This window comes from Streptomyces sp. CB09001, assembly GCF_003369795.1.
GTDB lineage: Bacteria > Actinomycetota > Actinomycetes > Streptomycetales > Streptomycetaceae > Streptomyces.
In genome coordinates this window covers 3157234-3173584 of the sequence record NZ_CP026730.1, presented here as the reverse complement: position 1 = coordinate 3173584, position 16351 = coordinate 3157234, and the positions used below count along the sequence as shown (strand labels likewise).

Annotated in this window: 17 protein-coding genes and 1 tRNA gene; 11 read left to right on the top strand and 7 right to left on the bottom strand. The window is 73.9% G+C overall.

From position 1 onward, the window contains the following. Positions 1–61: 61 nt before the first annotated feature. The 4 genes from tmk (at position 62) to C4J65_RS14460 (ending at position 6685) form a co-directional block, all read left to right on the top strand. The gene (tmk, locus tag C4J65_RS14475) at positions 62–3394 is read left to right on the top strand and encodes a dTMP kinase (RefSeq protein ID WP_115742785.1); all 3333 of its coding nucleotides are present in this window, start codon (positions 62–64) and stop codon (positions 3392–3394) included. Between the two features lie 135 nt (positions 3395–3529). Continuing rightward, positions 3530–4735 (top strand): DNA polymerase III subunit delta', encoded by a 1206-nt coding sequence (locus C4J65_RS14470; RefSeq protein WP_115742784.1) that lies wholly within the window; start codon positions 3530–3532, stop codon positions 4733–4735. Positions 4736–4861: 126 nt separating this feature from the next. After that, complete coding sequence (locus tag C4J65_RS14465; protein WP_115742783.1) at positions 4862–6481, top strand: alpha/beta hydrolase; 1620 nt, start codon at positions 4862–4864, stop codon at positions 6479–6481. Positions 6482–6608: 127 nt separating this feature from the next. Beyond that, a tRNA-Thr gene (locus tag C4J65_RS14460) sits at positions 6609–6685 on the top strand. Positions 6686–6698: 13 nt separating this feature from the next. Here the strand turns inward: C4J65_RS14460 and C4J65_RS14455 are convergent. Beyond that, entirely contained in the window at positions 6699–7367 is a 669-nt protein-coding gene (locus C4J65_RS14455) for an isochorismatase family cysteine hydrolase (RefSeq protein ID WP_115742782.1), read from the bottom strand. Between the two features lie 54 nt (positions 7368–7421). Here C4J65_RS14455 and C4J65_RS14450 point away from each other — a divergent pair, with 54 nt between their 5' ends. Further along, entirely contained in the window at positions 7422–7949 is a 528-nt protein-coding gene (locus C4J65_RS14450) for a PadR family transcriptional regulator (RefSeq protein ID WP_162833185.1), read from the top strand. Between the two features lie 112 nt (positions 7950–8061). Here C4J65_RS14450 and C4J65_RS14445 read toward each other — a convergent pair whose 3' ends face one another. After that, entirely contained in the window at positions 8062–9753 is a 1692-nt protein-coding gene (locus C4J65_RS14445) for a bifunctional 3'-5' exonuclease/DNA polymerase (protein ID WP_115742780.1), read from the bottom strand. A gap of 135 nt (positions 9754–9888) precedes the next feature. After that, positions 9889–10689: a Clp protease N-terminal domain-containing protein gene (locus C4J65_RS14440; protein ID WP_115742779.1), complete on the bottom strand. Its 801-nt coding sequence runs from the start codon at positions 10687–10689 to the stop codon at positions 9889–9891. Between the two features lie 109 nt (positions 10690–10798). Here C4J65_RS14440 and C4J65_RS14435 point away from each other — a divergent pair, with 109 nt between their 5' ends. Then, entirely contained in the window at positions 10799–12079 is a 1281-nt protein-coding gene (locus C4J65_RS14435) for a DUF2786 domain-containing protein (RefSeq protein WP_115746450.1), read from the top strand. Here C4J65_RS14435 and C4J65_RS14430 read toward each other — a convergent pair. The 3 genes from C4J65_RS14430 to rpmB are packed head-to-tail and all read right to left on the bottom strand — an operon-like array spanning position 12038 to position 13240. Continuing rightward, complete coding sequence (locus C4J65_RS14430; protein WP_240330423.1) at positions 12038–12646, bottom strand: hypothetical protein; 609 nt, start codon at positions 12644–12646, stop codon at positions 12038–12040. The two genes, C4J65_RS14435 and C4J65_RS14430, sit on opposite strands and share 42 nt — an antisense overlap. 52 nt (positions 12647–12698) lie before the next feature. Beyond that, positions 12699–13004 carry a 30S ribosomal protein S14 gene (gene rpsN / locus C4J65_RS14425; RefSeq protein WP_115742777.1) on the bottom strand — a complete coding sequence of 102 codons (306 nt, stop codon included), beginning with the start codon at positions 13002–13004 and terminating at the stop codon, positions 12699–12701. Continuing rightward, positions 13004–13240, bottom strand: coding sequence for a 50S ribosomal protein L28 (gene rpmB, locus C4J65_RS14420; protein ID WP_003975404.1), 237 nt, complete (start codon positions 13238–13240; stop codon positions 13004–13006). The genes rpsN and rpmB overlap by 1 nt, the downstream gene beginning before the upstream one ends. A gap of 72 nt (positions 13241–13312) precedes the next feature. Here rpmB and rpmG point away from each other — a divergent pair, with 72 nt between their 5' ends. From rpmG to C4J65_RS14390, 5 genes are all read left to right on the top strand, one after another. Then, on the top strand, positions 13313–13477 hold the full coding sequence (gene rpmG / locus C4J65_RS14415) for a 50S ribosomal protein L33 (RefSeq protein ID WP_059301677.1): 165 nt from the start codon (positions 13313–13315) through the stop codon (positions 13475–13477). 6 nt (positions 13478–13483) lie between these two features. After that, positions 13484–13738, top strand: coding sequence for a type B 50S ribosomal protein L31 (locus C4J65_RS14410; protein WP_115742776.1), 255 nt, complete (start codon positions 13484–13486; stop codon positions 13736–13738). After that, a complete protein-coding gene (locus C4J65_RS14405; protein WP_115742775.1) occupies positions 13735–14925 on the top strand; it encodes a GTP-binding protein in 1191 nt (396 codons plus the stop codon). Before C4J65_RS14410 ends, C4J65_RS14405 begins: the two co-directional genes overlap by 4 nt. A gap of 3 nt (positions 14926–14928) precedes the next feature. Continuing rightward, positions 14929–15168 (top strand): 30S ribosomal protein S18, encoded by a 240-nt coding sequence (rpsR, locus tag C4J65_RS14400; protein ID WP_115742774.1) that lies wholly within the window; start codon positions 14929–14931, stop codon positions 15166–15168. Positions 15169–15472: 304 nt separating this feature from the next. Then, positions 15473–15724, top strand: coding sequence for a DUF397 domain-containing protein (locus tag C4J65_RS14390; RefSeq protein WP_011028968.1), 252 nt, complete (start codon positions 15473–15475; stop codon positions 15722–15724). A gap of 147 nt (positions 15725–15871) precedes the next feature. Here C4J65_RS14390 and C4J65_RS14385 read toward each other — a convergent pair whose 3' ends face one another. Continuing rightward, positions 15872–16336: an ATP-binding protein gene (locus C4J65_RS14385; protein ID WP_115742772.1), complete on the bottom strand. Its 465-nt coding sequence runs from the start codon at positions 16334–16336 to the stop codon at positions 15872–15874. Positions 16337–16351: the final 15 nt, after the last annotated feature.

Below are 16351 nucleotides of genomic sequence, written 5' to 3'. Positions count from 1 at the left end.
GGGCGCCCGTACGTTCGGCCGCGCACACCGGACTGTCGGTGGCGACCGATAGGCTGAACGCATGACGCGAGCCGAGCAGCCAACGGCCCCTCACCCGGCCCCGGACGACGCCCTGGTCGCGGACTCCCGCGAGCGCGCCGTCCGCGCCCTGCTGCGCCGTCCGCAGCTGAGGCGTTTGTGGAGCGCACAGCTCGTGGGGGGTGTCGGCGACATCCTCGCCCTCCTGGTGCTCGTCCTCCTCGTGGTCCAGGCCGCGATCGGCGCGGGCTCGTTCGGCGGGGGCTACCGGGGCGTGGCGTTCGCAGTGGCGACCGTTTTCGGCGTCCGGATCCTGGCGACGCTGCTCTTCGGCGCAGTCCTGCTCGGGCCACTGACCTCCCTCACCTCGCAGGACGGCCCGCTCGACCGGCGCTGGACCATGGTCGGCGCCGACGGGCTGCGGACCGCCCTGCTGATCGTCGCGCCCTTGTGGATCGACTGGACGCCCGACGACGCGCTGGCCTACCTCCTGGTGACCGCCTTCGTCACCGGAGTCGCCGAGCGCTTCTGGACGGTGTGCCGGGAGAGCGCGGCCCCCGCCCTGCTGCCCGCCCCGCCCCTGGAGGGGGCCACGGTACGACCGCTGCCGGACCACATGGACGCGCTGCGCCGCCTGTCGCTGCGCACGAGCTTCGTCGCGATCCCCCTGGCGGCCGTCGCGCTGGTCGTCGCGGGGCTCCTGAACAACCTGCTGGGCGCCGGCGTCGACTGGTTCGCCGAGCACCAGGCCGCGCTCGGCTCGTACGTGGCGGCCGGCCTGTTCGCCGCGTCCCTGTCCCTCGTGACCTTCCTGGAGCTGCCCGGGGTCCGCACCCCGCGCGCGCGGTCGCCGCTGGAGGGCATGCGCCGCCCCAAGAACGGCGGCGGCGTCGACAAGGGCCGCACCGGAGCGCTCCCGCTGCTGGTGTTCGCCTGCGCCGCGGTCGCCGGCGTGGTGGCCGCCACGGTCGCCGTGGCGGTGCTGCACGCCAAGGACCTGGGCGGCGGCCCCGTGCTGTACGGCCTGGCCGTGGGCGCGCTGACCGGCGGCGTCGTCGTCGGCATCCGCACCGCCCCCGCCCTGCTGCCCTCCCTGTCCCGCCGTCGGCTGCTCGCCCTGGCGATCGCCTTCGTCGGCGTCACCCTGCTGGCCGCCGGGCTCGTCCCGGACGACACCACCGTGCTGCTGCTCCTCGTGCTGGCCGGTGTCGGCGCGGGCGTGGCCGCGAACACCGGGCACGCACTGCTCGACCAGGAGACCGAGGACCACCGCCGGGCCCGGACCACCGAGCACCTGCACGCCGTCGTCCGGGTCTGCGTGGCGCTCGGCGCCGTCGTCGGGCCCGTGCTGGCCGCGGCGATCGGACCCCACCGGCTGGAGAACGGCAGGTTCGTCTTCGCCCACGGCGGCGCCGCGTTCGTCCTGATGCTGCTCGGCGCGTTGCTGCTGCCACTGGCCGCGCTGATACTGGCCAAGGTCGACGACCGCTCCGGCGTGCCGCTGCGCCACGACCTGCGGGACGCGCTGCTCGGCGGCGACGACCCGGTGCCGACGTCGGCGGCGACCGGCTTCTTCATCGCCCTGGAGGGCGGCGACGGCGCCGGAAAGTCCACCCAGGCCGAGGCTCTCGCCGAGTGGATCCGCGGCAAGGGGCACGAGGTCGTGCTCACGCGCGAGCCCGGCGCGACCCCGGTCGGCAAGCGCCTGCGCTCCATCCTGCTGGACGTCTCCAGCGCCGGACTGTCGCACCGCGCGGAGGCGCTGCTGTACGCCGCCGACCGCGCGGAGCACGTCGACACCGTGGTGCGGCCCGCCCTGGAGCGCGGCGCCGTGGTCGTCTCCGACCGCTACATCGACTCCTCGGTCGCCTACCAGGGCGCCGGCCGCGACCTGTCGCCGACCGAGATCGCCCGCATCAACCGCTGGGCCACCAACGGACTCGTACCGCACCTGACCGTCCTGCTGGACGTGGCGCCGGAGGCCGCCCGCGAGCGGTTCACCGAGGCGCCGGACCGCCTCGAGTCGGAGCCCGCCGAGTTCCACGCGCGCGTGCGCTCCGGCTTCCTCACCCTGGCCGCCGCCGACCCCGGGCCCTACCTCGTCGTGGACGCCGGTCAGGAGCCGGAGGCCGTCACCACCGTCGTACGCCACCGGCTCGACCAGGTGCTGCCGCTGTCCGAGGCCGAGATCCAGGCCCGGGAGGAGGCGCGCCGCAAGGCCGAGGAGGAAGCCCGCCGCAAGGCCGAGGAAGAGGCCGCGCGCAAGGCCGAGGAGGAGCGCCTGGAGCGTGAGCGCCTCGAGGAGGAGGCGCGGGTGCGCGCCGAGGAGGAGGAGCGCAAGCGCCGCGAGCTGGAGGAGGCGCAGCGGCGCGAGGCCGAGCGGCAGGCCGAGGAGGCCAGGCTGCGGGCCGAGGAAGCGCGCCGCAAGGCCGAGGAGGAGCGGGCCCGGCTGCTCGCCGAGGAGAAGGCGCGCGCCGAGGAGGAGGCACGGCTGCGGGCCGAGGAGGAGCGGCGCCGCAAGCAGGCCGAGGAGGAGGAGCGGCTGCGGGCCGAGGCCGAGGCCCGGCGTCTGGAGAAGCAGCGCAAGGCCGAGGAGGCCCTGCTGCGCGCCGAGGAGGCACGCCGGGCGGCGGAGCAGGCGGCGGCAGCGGCCGTGGCCGGGCCCAAGTCGGCGGCCCCCGCGGCGGCGGACGCACCCCGCCCGAAGCCGGCCGCGCCGGCCCCCGACGACACGGCGGCCCCCAACGACGCCGCGACCGTGCCCACCCCCATCGTGACCCCGGCCAACGCCTCCGGCGGACCGGTGGAGGACACGGCTGTACTGCGGCCGGTCCGGGACACGCGGGACGGCGACCGGGCCGACGACAGCGAGGGCGGCACCGAGAACGACAGCGCGGCCCGGGACGGGCGCGGCGGCGGCCGCCGGACGTCCGGCGAGTCCGAGTCCGAGGTGACGACCGAGCTGCCCAAGCCGCCGGTGCCGTCCGGCGCGGCGGACGAGACGGCGGTGCTTCCGGCGGTGCAGCCGGACGCCGCCGACGAGACGGCCGTGCTGCCGCCCGTGACGCCGCCGGGGGCCGCCGACGAGACGGCGGTCCTGCCGCCCGTACGCGGGGACGACCCCGCCGACCGGGTCCCGCCGGGCTACTTCCGGGAGGAGGGCCCGGCCGAGGACGCCCAGGACCGCACGCGCGAACTGCCCCAGATCGACCCCGACCAGGCACCGCCGTCCCGCAGGCGCCGCTCCGACTGGGCCGAGGAGACCCCGCTGGACGACCTGCCGACGCTGGCGGACGAACTGCTCGGGCCGCACGACGAGGACGAGGGCGGCCGGGACGACGGGAGCCGCGGCGGCAGGGGCCGGGGACGACGCTGAGCACCGGGACCGCCGCGTTGTCGGTGCCGCCCCGCACAATGGAGGGCGCGACGCGGATCAGCGCGGCGGATCGGTGTGAGCTCGGTGTGACGGCTCGGTGTGACGGCTCGGTGTGATGGAAGGACGGCGTGACCCATGACCGTGTGGGACGACCTCGTCGGGCAGGAGAAGGCGTGCGAGCCGCTCGCCGCCGCCGCCCGGGACGCCGACGCCTTCGTCACCGCCGCCGCGGGCGGGGGCCCGCTGCCGCAGTCGACGAGCATGACGCACGCCTGGCTGTTCACCGGTCCGCCCGGCTCCGGCGTGGCACAGACGGCCCGGGCCTTCGCCGCCGCGCTGCAGTGCGTGAGCCCCGACCGCGCCCTCGGCGGCGTCCCCGGCTGCGGCTTCTGCGACGGATGCCACACGGCACTGGTCGGCACCCACGCCGACGTGAGCACCGTGGTCGCCATGGGCGCCGAGATCCGCGCCCAGGACATGCGGGACACCGTCCGCAAGTCGTTCACCTCACCCGCGAACGGCCGCTGGCAGATCATCCTCGTCGAGGAGGCCGAGCGGCTGAACGAGAAGTCGGCCAACGCCGTCCTGAAGGCCGTGGAGGAACCGGCGCCACGGACCGTGTGGCTGCTGTGCGCCCCCTCCGTCGAGGACGTCCTGCCCACGATCCGCTCCCGCTGCCGCCACCTGAACCTGCGCACGCCGTCGGTCGACGCGGTCGCCGACATGCTCGTACGGCGCGAGGGCATCGAACCGGACGTCGCCGCCGCAGCGGCCCGCGCCACCCAGGGCCACATCGACCGCGCCCGCCGCCTGGCCACCGACAAGGCCGCCCGGGACCGCCGGGCCGCCGTGCTGAAGCTGCCGCTGCGGGTCGAGGACGTCGGCGGTGCCCTCAAGGCGGCCCAGGAGCTGGTCGACGCCGCGGCGGAGGACGCCAAGCAGCTCGCCGAGGAGATGGACGCCAAGGAGACCGAGGAACTGAAGGCGGCCCTGGGCGCCGCCCAGGGCGGCCGGCTCCCGCGCGGCACGGCAGGTGTGATGAAGGACCTGGAGGCCGACCAGAAACGCCGCAAGGCGCGCACCCAGCGCAACAGCCTCGACCTCGCCCTCAGCGAGCTGACCGGCTTCTACCGCGACGTCCTCGCGCTCCAGCTCGGCTCCCGCGTGGCCATCGCCAACGCCGACGCGGAGGACGCCCTGGAGCGGCTCGCCCGCGGCAGCACACCCGAGTCCACGCTGCGCCGGATCGAGGCGGTCGCCGCCTGCGGAGAGGCCCTGGACCGCAATGTGCCCCCGCTGCTCGCGGTGGAGGCGATGACGATGGCGCTCAGATCGGGCTGAACCCGCCCGCCCGAGCCCGCGCCCCCGACTCCGTACCGGCGCCACGACCGGTTGACGCCGTAACACGTCCGGGGCACGCGAACCACGCACCGCAACAGCGCCATCGCGGAGAGTTACGCTCGCTGAATGCACACAAGGCGCACTCACCGCAGGACCCGCACCGGCGGCACCCGTTTCCGGGCCACGCTGCTCGCCGCCGCGCTGCTCGCCACCGCCTGCTCGGCCGGGGGCGCGTCGACGTCCGCCGGATCCCCCGCGGCCAAGGCGGCAGGCTCGACGGAAGCGGCCACGGCGACCCTGACCCCACTGCCGAAGGCCACGCCCGCCGGGCTGTCGCCGTACTACGAGCAGAAGCTCGGCTGGCGCGACTGCGGCGTCCCCGGCTTCCAGTGCGCCACCATGAAGGCCCCGCTCGACTACGCGAAGCCCACCGAGGGCGACGTGCGGCTCGCGGTGGCCCGCAAGAAGGCCACGGGGCCGGGCAAGCGCCTCGGTTCGCTGCTGGTCAACCCGGGCGGACCCGGCGGCTCGGCGATCGGCTACCTCCAGCAGTACGCGGGCATCGGCTACCCGGCGAAGGTCCGTGCCCAGTACGACATGGTCGCGGTCGATCCCCGGGGCGTGGCCCGCAGCGAACCCGTCGAGTGCCTGGACGGCCGCGAGATGGACGCCTACACGCGGACCGACGTCACCCCGGACGACGCGGGCGAGACGGACGAGCTGGTCGACGCGTACAAGGAGTTCGCCGAGGGCTGCGGGGCGGACGCGCCGAAGCTGCTGCGCCACGTCTCCACGGTCGAGGCGGCACGCGACATGGACGTACTGCGCGCGGTGCTGGGCGACGAGAAGCTGACCTACGTCGGAGCCTCGTACGGCACCTTCCTGGGCGCGACCTACGCCGGCCTGTTCCCGGACCGGACGGGCCGCCTGGTCCTGGACGGCGCGATGGACCCGTCCCTGCCCGCCCGCCGCCTGAACCTGGAGCAGACCAAGGGCTTCGAGACGGCGTTCCAGTCCTTCGCGAAGGACTGCGTACGGCAGCCCGACTGCCCCCTCGGAGACAAGGACACCACCCCCGACCAGGTCGGCAAGAACCTGAAGTCCTTCTTCGACGACCTGGACGCGAAGCCACTCTCGGCGGGCGACGCCGACGGCCGCAAACTCACGGAGTCCCTCGCCACCACGGGCGTGATCGCGGCGATGTACGACGAGGGCGCCTGGCAGCAGCTGCGCGAGTCCCTGACCTCGGCGATCAAGGAGAAGGACGGCGCCGGCCTGCTGATCCTGTCCGACAGCTACTACGAGCGCGAGGCCGACGGCGGCTACAGCAACCTGATGTTCGCCAACGCCGCCGTGAACTGCCTCGACCTCCCCGCCGCCTTCTCCTCCCCGGACGAGGTGCGCGAGGCCCTCCCCGAGTTCGAGAAGGCGTCCCCGGTCTTCGGCGAGGGCCTCGCCTGGTCCTCCCTGAACTGCGCGTACTGGCCGGTGAAGCCCACGGGGGAGCCGCACCGCATCGAGGCGGCCGGGGCCACCCCGATCGTCGTGGTCGGCACCACCCGTGACCCGGCCACCCCGTACCGCTGGGCCGAGGCACTCTCCGGCCAGCTCGCCTCCGGCCACCTCCTCACCTACGAGGGCGACGGCCACACCGCGTACGGCCGCGGCAGCTCCTGCATCGACTCCGCGATCAACACGTACCTGCTGACCGGCACCGCCCCGACGGACGGCAAGCGCTGCTCGTAGCCCCCGCCCTCAGGCGCCCCGCCGTCCCGCCCGCCCCGGATCCGACGCTTCCGGGGCGGGTTCGGAGCACCCCGGGAAACTGTGTAGACTTACCGACGTTGCTGATCGCACCATGGGTGCACGGCGCGCCGCCTTAGCTCAGATGGCCAGAGCAACGCACTCGTAATGCGTAGGTCTCGGGTTCGAATCCCGAAGGCGGCTCCATTGAACCCCCGGGTCAGGCCCTGATTCGGGGGTTTTTTGCGGTCAGCCGGTCGGTGATCTCTTCGGCGGTCAGTACGAGTGCGAAACCCTTGCGCAGGACGGCGAGTTCCGGCTCCTGCCGGGACTCGTCGTCGGTGGCCGTGACATCGGACCCGAAGACGACCTTGTAGCCGCGTTCATATGCCTGTCGAGCCGTGGTGCCGCAGCAGTAGTTGGTGAGCGTGCCCGTCACGACGACGGTGTCACGGTCGAGGTTGCGCAGCATGGTGTCGAGCGGGGTGTCGTAGAACGCCCCGTAGGACGGCTTGCGGATCAGGGCTTCGTCGGGGCGGCGGCCCATCGGGTCCCACACCCCGGCGGGGCCCGGCCGGCGCCAGTCGCTGTGGGCGTGCGGCAGGAAGCGCAGGGCGTGCGGCCGGTCCAGGCCGAGATGCGTGTCGTCGAAGATGGTCCAGATCACCGGGACCGAGGCGTCCCGGCAGTCCTCGACCAGTCGCCGCAGCTGCGGGGCCATCCGGGTGGCCGCGGGCACCCAGTAGGGACTCCAGCCCGGTTGGACGAACTCGTCCTGCATGTCGATGACCAGCAGTGCGGTCCGTTCGGGCCGCAGGCCGAACGAGGCCCGGCCCATTTCGTAGGCGGTGCGCGCCCGCCCGGTCACCCATTCCTCGGTGTACGTCACGCTCTCTCCTGCATCGATTCGAGGTACCTCGTTTCGATGTGCGAGAATAGCAGCATGCTCGAACTCGCGATCCTGGGATTCCTGGCGGAGGGGCCGCTGCACGGGTATCAACTGCGGCTTCGGATAGCCCACTTGTCCGGCCATGCCCGGCCGGTCAGCGACGGCAGCCTTTATCCGGCGATCAGCAGGCTGGTCAACGCCGGGCTGCTCGGCCGAAGGACCGAGCCGGGTGTCTCGGCCGCTCAGCGGCACACTCTGAGCCTGACCGAGGCCGGTCGCGGTGAGCTGCTGCGTCGGCTGCGGGAGGCCGACGGCCTGGACATCAGTGACAGCACTCGGTACTTCACGGTGCTGGCCTTCCTGTCCCAGCTGCCGGACACGGCCGACCAGCACTCGGTCCTGCGTCGGCGGCTGGAGTTCCTGGAGCAGCCCGCGAGCTTCTTCCACGACGGCGACCGCCCGCTGGGTGCCGACGACACCGACGACCCCTACCGGCGTGGCATGCTCACCATCGCCCGCGCCACCAGCCGTGCGGAAAGGTCCTGGCTCCGGGAGACGCTGGGCCTGGCCGGTACGGGGTAGCGCCTGCGGGTTCGAATTCCGGAGGCGGCTCGGGCGGGGACCAGGTCGGATGGAGTCCGGCCCGGTCTGCTTCGGTGTCCCTCGGGGTGGGGGACAGGCGCCCCGCCTCCGCTCACTTCGCGTCCGCGTAGCACTCCACCACCGCCGTCGTGAACGGGAACCGCACCGGCGTCGCACCGAACGTCAGCCGTCCCGCCAGCTCCGCCGCGTCCCGGATCGCCGCGACGACGGTGTCGGCCTCCTCCTCGGGACAGTGCACGATCACCTCGTCGTGCTGGAAGAAGACCAGCTCGGCCGCCAGGTCCGCGCAGGTCTGCCGCAGGGCCGCGAGCAGGAGCAGGGCCCAGTCGGCGGCGCTGCCCTGGACGACGAAGTTGCGGGCGAAGCGGCCCCGCGCGCGGGCATTGGTCGAGGCGTACCCCGGCACCCACTCCCGGGCGCGGTCCCCGGAGTCGGCGGGATCGTCCTGCGGCAGGCCCGCCTCCTCGGTGCCGTCGGCCGCGCCGGCCGCGGGCGGGCAGGTGCGGCCCAGCCAGGTGCGCACGAGCCGGCCCTCCTCGCCCGCGCGCGCCGCGTCGTCGACGTACGCCACCGCGCGGGGGAAACGGCGTCTGAGCGCGGCGAGGTTCTTCAGGCCGTCGCCGGACGTCTGGCCGTAGACCGCGCCGAGCACGGCGAGCTTGGCCTGGGCGCGGTCGCCGGAGAAGGCGCGGTCGGAGACGGACTGGTAGAGGTCGCTCTCCCGGCCGGCCACCTCCATCAGGCCGGGGTCCCGGGAGATCGCCGCGAGGACGCGCGGCTCCATCTGGTCGGCGTCGGCGACGACCAGTCGCCAGCCGGGGTCGGCGACGACGGCCCGCCGGATCACCTTGGGGATCTGTAGCCCGCCCCCGCCGTTGGTCACCCAGCGCCCGGTCACGGTGCCGCCGGCCAGGAACTCGGGGCGGAACCGCCCGTCGCGCACCCAGTCCTGGAGCCAGGACCAGCCGTGGGCGACCCAGATCCGGTACAGCTTCTTGTACTCGATCAGCGGTTTCACGGCCGGGTGGTCCAGCGACTCCAGCTCCCAGCGGCGGGTGGAGCCGACCTTCACGCCCGCCTGCCCGAACGCCTTGACCACGTCCGCGGGGAGGTCGGGCCGCACCCGGCGCCCGAACGCCGCCGACACCTCCTCCGCCAGCTCGGCCAGGCGGCGCGGCTCGCCCCCGCCCGCGTACCGCTCGCCCAGCAGGCCGTGCAGCACCTCGCGGTGCACGTCGGCCCGCCAGGGCAGCCCCGCGCGGTTCATCTCGGCGGCCACCAGCATGCCCGCCGACTCGGCCGCCGTCAGCAGCCGCAGCCGGTCGGGGTGCGCCGAACGGTCGTGCCGGCGCTGCTGCTCTGCGTAGACGGCGAGCAGGTCGGACAGGGGGAGGTGGACGCCCTCGGGCTCGAACAGCGGGGACTGCGCGCCCGGCTCGGCGGAGCGCTGCGGCGGGTCGGACGGTACGGGTCCGCCGCGCAGCCGGGCCAGGGCGGCCGCGGCCGAGTGCGGCTCCCCGTACCGCCCCTCGTGGCCGAGCAGGAGGGTCTCGGAGGCCTCCACGTCGTAGCACCGCTCCACTCGCACCCCCGCGGCGAGCAGGCGTGGCGCGATCTCGGCGGTGGACCGCCACACCCAGCGCGCGACGTCCGGCCTGGCCCGGACGGCCTCGGCCAGGCCGGGCTCCCGCCGCACGGGGCCGGCGGGCAGCCCGTCGGGGCCGAGGGGGGCGACCTCCACGCCACCGCCCTCGGCCACCGCGAGCGCCCACCTCTCGGCCATGTCGCGAGTGTCGCAGGCGGGTCTGACAACAGCCGTCGCCACGGCCGTCGCCACGGCTGTCGCCACGGCTGTCGCCACGGCTGTCGCCACGGCTGTCGCCACGGTCGTCGCCACGGCTGTCGCCTGGTGGCTCGCTCAGGCTTCCCCGGTGGACCCGCCCCCGCCGTCCCCGCTCGCCTCGCTCGCCCCCCTCGCCTCGGTCTTCTCGGCCTTCTCGGTGAGGTGGATGAACTCCGCCACCGCGTCGACGACGTACCGCTCCGTCGCCTCCTTGTCGAGGCCGAGCCCGCTCAGCACGCCCTCGCCGTGCTCGTGCTCCAGCAGGGCGAGCAGGATGTGTTCCGTGCCGATGTAGTTGTGGCCGAGGCGCAGGGCCTCGCGGAAGGTGAGTTCGAGGACCTTCTTGGCCGCGGCGCCGTAGGGCACCAGCTCCGGGACCTCCGCGGCGGCCGGCGGGAGCGCCGCGGTCGCCGCCTCGCGGATCGCGTCCAGGGTCACGCCCTGTGCGGCGATCGCCTTGGCGGAGAGGCTCTCGCGCTCGGTGACCAGGCCGAGGACGAGGTGTTCGGGCAGGCCCTCGGTGCTGCCCGCGGTCTTGGCCGCGTTGTGGGCGGTCATCACGACGTTGCGCGCGCGGGGCGTGTAGCGGCTGAAGCCCTGGCTCGCGTCCAGGTCGGCCGACTCCTTGGTCACGAAGCGCTTCTGCGCCGCCTGCCGGGTGACGCCCATGCTCTTGCCGATGTCCGTCCAGGACGCGCCCGAACGCCGGGCCTGGTCCACGAAGTGGCCGATGAGATGGTCGGCCACCTCGCCGAGGTGCTCGCCGGCGATGACGGCGTCCTGGAGCTGTTCCAGCGGCTCCGGATGCACCTTCTTGATCGCGGTGATGAGTTCGTCGAGGCGTACGGATGACGTGATGCTCGGGTTCGTCGTCATGTGTCAACCGTAGGTTGCCCCCCGAGGACTGTCAACTGTCGGTTGACAGTCCTCGGTGCCCGGAATCCGCGGAGTGGGACGGGTCCGGCGGTCGTGGCACCATCGCCGGGTGAGTACGCCCCGCACCGTCGACCGTGCCTTCGAGACCGCCCTGTACGCCACCGCCGACGACGCCCTGGACGCCGCGGCCTCGCTGCTCGCAGCCGATCCGGCGGCGGACGCGGAACTGGCCCGGCGCGGCGAGGAGTTCGTGGCCACGGCCTGGCGTCGCGGCTGGCAGCCCGCCGACCTCGTACGGATCGTGCGACGCGAACTCGGCGACGTGCACGTACGGCTGGTGGCCGCGCTGATCCGAGCCCAGGCGCCGAACGACCGTGCCCGAGGGCCCCGCTGGGCCGCGCAGCTCGACGACGTGGCGGATGCGGATGGCACGACGGCGCCCCGCACCGACCGCTTCTCGTACGCCACCACCGTGCTGGAGCTGTACCGCCTGCTGCTGCGGCTGCCCGGCCTCGAACCCCTGGAGGCGGGGGAGGTGCCGCGTCGGGACCGGGAGAGGCGGCCGGAGTCCCGGGCCCTCGCCCGCATCCGCGCGCTGCTCGCCAAGGCGGAGGCGACCGGGTATCCGGAGGAGGCGGAGGCGCTGAGCGGGAAGGCACAGGAGCTGATGGCGCGGCACAGCGTCGACGAGGCCCTGCTGGCCGCGCAGGCGCACGGACACGCGTCCTCGCCCGACACACCGGGGGCCTGCCGGATCGGGGTGGAGCCGCCCTACGAGCAGGCCAAGGCCGTGCTGCTGGACGCGGTGGCCGACGCCAACCACTGCAGGGCGGTGTGGAACGAGCCCTTCGGCTTCTCCACCGTCGTCGGTTTCGAGGCCGACCTGGAGGCGGTCGAACTCCTCTACACCTCCCTGCTGGTGCAGGCCGAGGCGGCGATGACGAAGGCGGAGGCCGGCCAGCGGGCCGGCGGACGCAAGCGCACCAAGACCTTCCGGCAGTCGTTCCTCGCCGCCTACGCCCACCGCGCGGGCGCCAGGCTGCGGGCCGCGGTGGAAGCGGCCACGAAAGCGGCCACGGAAGCGGCAACAGAGGCGGCCACGGAAGCGGCCGAGGAATCCGCCACGGCGGGGGCGGCGGACGCGGACCTCCTGCCGGTGCTCGCCTCCCGCGAGGCCGCGGTCACCGACCGGATGGAGCGCATGTTCCCGGAGACGACCACGACCCGTCTGCGCGGCGCCGCGGACGAGGCCGGCTGGACGGAGGGTACCCGGGCGGCCGACGCCGCCCGGGTCGGCCGTCACCGACCGCTGGAGCAGACCCCGGGGAGCTCGGGGCGGAAGCCCCGCTCAGGAACCGATGCCGGTGGTCGGCAGTCCCGGCGGCAGTGAGCCGCCCTCGGACCTGGTGTACGTCTCCTCGCCCAGCTCGCCCTCCCAGGCCACCGTGAGCGAGGTGGCGTCGACCGCGCCGACCTTGCCGGTGGCGCGCTCGGCGCTGCCGTCGGCGCACTTGAGGCGGATCGTCCGGGTGCCGGAGGTCTCCTCCGTCGTACCGCTGCACACGGTCCCGCCGGTCGCGAAGAGGGCCGCCCTGTCGCCGGTGACCATCAGGGCGACGGCCTGGCCGTCGGTGGTCGCCAGCCAGCTGCCCTCCAGTTCGCCGCCGGCACCGGCGGACGGCGATCCGCCCGTGTCGTCGCCCGGGTCCGTGCTCGCGGACGCGCCGGGCGCCGCCGAGGACTTGTCGCCGCCGCCCGGGCCCTCACCCGAACCGCCGCCGTCGGAGTCCCCGCCGTCGGTGCACGCGGTCAGGGCCAGCGCCCCCACCAGCCCGAGGGCCAGCACCGCGGCCCGCACGGACCGCCGCGTCCGCCGGACCGCGACCCCGCCGTACCCGGCGTCCGTGCGCGCCGTGTTCTCCGTGCTCGCCGTGTTCCCCGCAGTCACCCACGTCACCGGAAGCTCCAAGCTGTAGCCGGACGGCCGTTCGGCCCCGAACAGCCGCAAGCTACCAGGACGACTTGCGCACCCCGGGAAGATGCCCGGCGTGCGCCTGCTCGCGCAGATTCACCCGGGAGAGCCCGAAGACCCGGAAGTATCCGCGCGGGCGTCCGTCGATCTGATCGCGGTTGCGCACCCGCGTGGGGCTCGCGTCGCGCGGCTGCCTGCGCAGTTCCCGCTGGGCGGCGAGCCGTTCGGCCTCCGTCGACGAGGGCCGGCGGAGGATCTCCTTCAGCTCGGCCCGGCGCTCGGCGTGGCGCGCGACGACGGCCCGGCGCTGCTCGTTCTTCGCGATCTTGCTCTTCTTCGCCATCAGATCCTCACTCCCCGGGCACGGATGCGCGCCACGGCCGCCTCGACGCCGATCGAGTCGACCGTCCTGATCCCCTTCGTGCTCAGCCGCAGCCGCACGTGCCGGTTCTCGCTGGGCAGCCAGTAGCGCCTGGTCTGGATGTTGGGGTCGAAGCGGCGCGAAGTGCGCCGGTGGGAGTGGGAGATGCGGTTGCCGAAGCCGGGCCGGGCCCCGGTCAGCATGCAGTGGGCGGACACGGTGACGTACCTCTCCTCCGGACCGGACGGGTCCTAGGTGTTAATGGAAGTCATTTTCAGTAAGGTAGCAGCATGGCACGCAACGAACTCCGTCCGGTCATCAAGCTCCGGTCCACCGCCGGGACCGGCTACACCTACGTCACCCGCAAGAACCGCCGCAACGACCCCGACCGGCTGGTCCTGCGCAAGTACGACCCGACGGCCGGCCGTCACGTCGACTTCCGAGAGGAGCGCTGAGACGCCGTGCGCAAGGGAATCCACCCCGAGTACCGCCCGGTCGTCTTCCGTGACCGGGCCGCCAACTACGCCTTCCTCACCCGCTCGACCATGACCAGTGAGCGCACCGTCGAGTGGGAGGACGGCCACACCTACCCGGTCGTCGACGTCGAGATCTCGAACGTCAGCCATCCCTTCTACACCGGCACCGCCCGCGTCCTGGACACCGCCGGACGCGTGGAGCGCTTCGAGCGCCGGTACGGGAAGCAGGACGGGGCATGAGCGAGCCGGGCCGCTTCCCCGAACCGCCGGTGGTGATCGTCGGCGGGCTGCACGCCGACGCGCGCAGGGCGGCCGTGGCCCGGCTGCTCGCCGACGTGCCCGGCAGCGTCGTCCTCCACCACGACCTGGCGACGGCCGCCGCGGGCACGGTCGTACGGACCGTGCGGGACGCCACCGGCATCCTCACCGCCGGCGAGGCGCCCCTGGTCAACGACTGCGCGTGCTGCGCGCTGCGCGAGGACCTCGTCCCCGAGCTGGTCCGGCTCGCGGAGGCCGGGGGCACCCCGCTGGCGGTGGTCGAGCTGTGGGACTCCGTCGAGCCCAAGGCGATGGCGGAAGTGGTGACGGCGGGCGGCTTCACCGTCGCCGGCGTGGTCACCGCCGTCGACCCGGCCCTGGTCCTGCCGTACCTCGGCAACGGCGACGACCTCGCCGAGGGTGGTCTGGCCGCGGCGGCCACCGACCGGCGCACCGTCGCCGACACCTTCGCGCGGCAGCTCGAGTACGCCTCCGTCCTCGCGCTCGCCGAGTCCCTCCCCGGCTCGCCGGAGGCCGACGACGAGGACCGCGAGCTGCTGGCCCAGCTGCACCCGACGGCCCGCCGGGTCCCGATCGGCCACGGGAACCGGGCGGGCGCACCGTCCGCGGTCCTGGAGCTGGCGCGGGCCGCCCTCGCCGGGTTCGACGTGGAGGCGGCGGCCGCGGCCCAGCATCCGGCCTGCGCGCTGCTGCCCGCCGAGGCCGACGCGCACGGCGTCGCCACCCTGGTCTGGCACCGCCGTCGCCCCTTCCACCCGGAGCGGCTGTACGCGGCGCTCGAGGACCTGACCTGTGCCGCGGCCCGCAGCCGGGGGCGGTTCTGGCTCGCCGGCAAGGGGGACACGCTGCTGCACTGGGACGCCGCCGGCGGCGCTCTGTGCGTGGAGAGCGCGGGGCCGTGGCTCGCCTCGCTCCCCGACGCCGCCTGGGAACTGGTCCCGCCCGTGCGCCGTGCCGCCGCCGCGCTGGACTGGCACCCCGAGCACGGCGACCGCTGCCAGCACCTGGTCTTCACGTCCCCCGGCCTCGACCGCGACGGCCTGGAACGGCTCCTGGAGTCCTGCCTGCTGACCGACGCCGAGTACGCCGCGGGTCAGGCCGCCTGGGACCGGCTGCCGCCCGCCTTCGACACTCTCCTGGAGGTCTGAACCATGCCCCGACCCCGCAAGAACGACCGGACGCCCGCCCGGCAGCGTCCCAACCCGCTGGACCAGGCGGGAGTGACGTACGTCGACTACAAGGACACCGAGCTGCTGCGCAGGTTCGTCTCCGACCGCGGCAAGATCCGCAGCCGCCGCGTCACCCGGGTGACGTCCCAGCAGCAGCGGCAGCTGGCCAGGGCGATCAAGAACGCGCGCGAGATGGCGCTGCTGCCGTACGGCACGCGCTGACCGGCCCGCCGTACCTCGCGCACCAGCGACAGCACCGGGGCACGCCCGTACCGGTCGGGCCCCGGTGCTGTCGCATGTTGTTGCATATTCTTCGAATTCGGGGGCACATGCGGGAACGACTTCCCGGGCCTCGGCGTCGTAGAGGGCAGGGCTCGGTAAAGCGGTCGTCAAAGCTGTAACCGCGGGAACACCGCGCGTGCACGTGCATTTGCTCATGCATCTGCACGTGAACAGGGTTATGATCCGGATCAGTTGACCACTGCATCAATGGCCACATCAGCCAGTGCACACCGGGGAGCGACCTGTGGACCACGACGTGTACGACGTGTACAACGGCATGGCCGCCACGCAGTTGCACGATGCGGCCTGGCAGAAGAGCCGGCGCAGCAACTCGCAGGGATCGTGCGTGGAGTTCGCGCGCCTGCCCGACGGTGCGGTGGCGGTGCGCAACTCCCGCTTCCCCGACGGCCCCGCGCTGGTCTACACGCGCGCCGAGATCGAGGCCATGCTGCTGGGCGTCAAGGACGGCGAGTTCGACCACCTGATCGCGAGCTGACCCGGAACGGTCCGGCGCCGGGCCGCCCGTCTCCGGCCATGTCCGGATCAGCGCCCAGGCCACCTTGCCGTGGCTATGTCCGGATCAGCGCCCAGGCCACCTTGCCGTGGCTATGTCCGGATCAGCGCCCAGGCCACCTTGCCGTGGCTATGTCCGGAACAGCGCCCAGACCACCTTGCCGTTGAGCGTCCCGGCCAGGGGATGCCAGCCCCAGCTGTCGCTGAAGGAGTCGACGAGGAACAGGCCCCGGCCCGACTCCGCCGAGAAGTCGTCCGTCTCGCGGGCCACCGGGCTCTCGTGGCTGGGGTCGCGCACCGCGCACACCAGCCGCTCGGTCCAGCGCATCAGGTGCAGCCGCACCGGCCCGTGCTGCTCGTCGTGGCGCGGGGTGTCCGCCGGCAGCGCGTGGCGCAGGGCGTTGGTGACGAGTTCGGAGACCACCAGGCAGACGTCGTCGAAGCGGTCGCCGGTGTCCCAGCCGTCGAGCGTCCTGCGGGTGAACCTCCGGGCCTCGCGCACCGCTTCGTACCGGGGCGGCAGGGCGCAGGAGGCGGCGTTGGACACGGCCGCGGGGTCGAGTGGCGGAAGGCCCTGCCGTAACGGCTCGAGCATGGTCGATCCATTCGT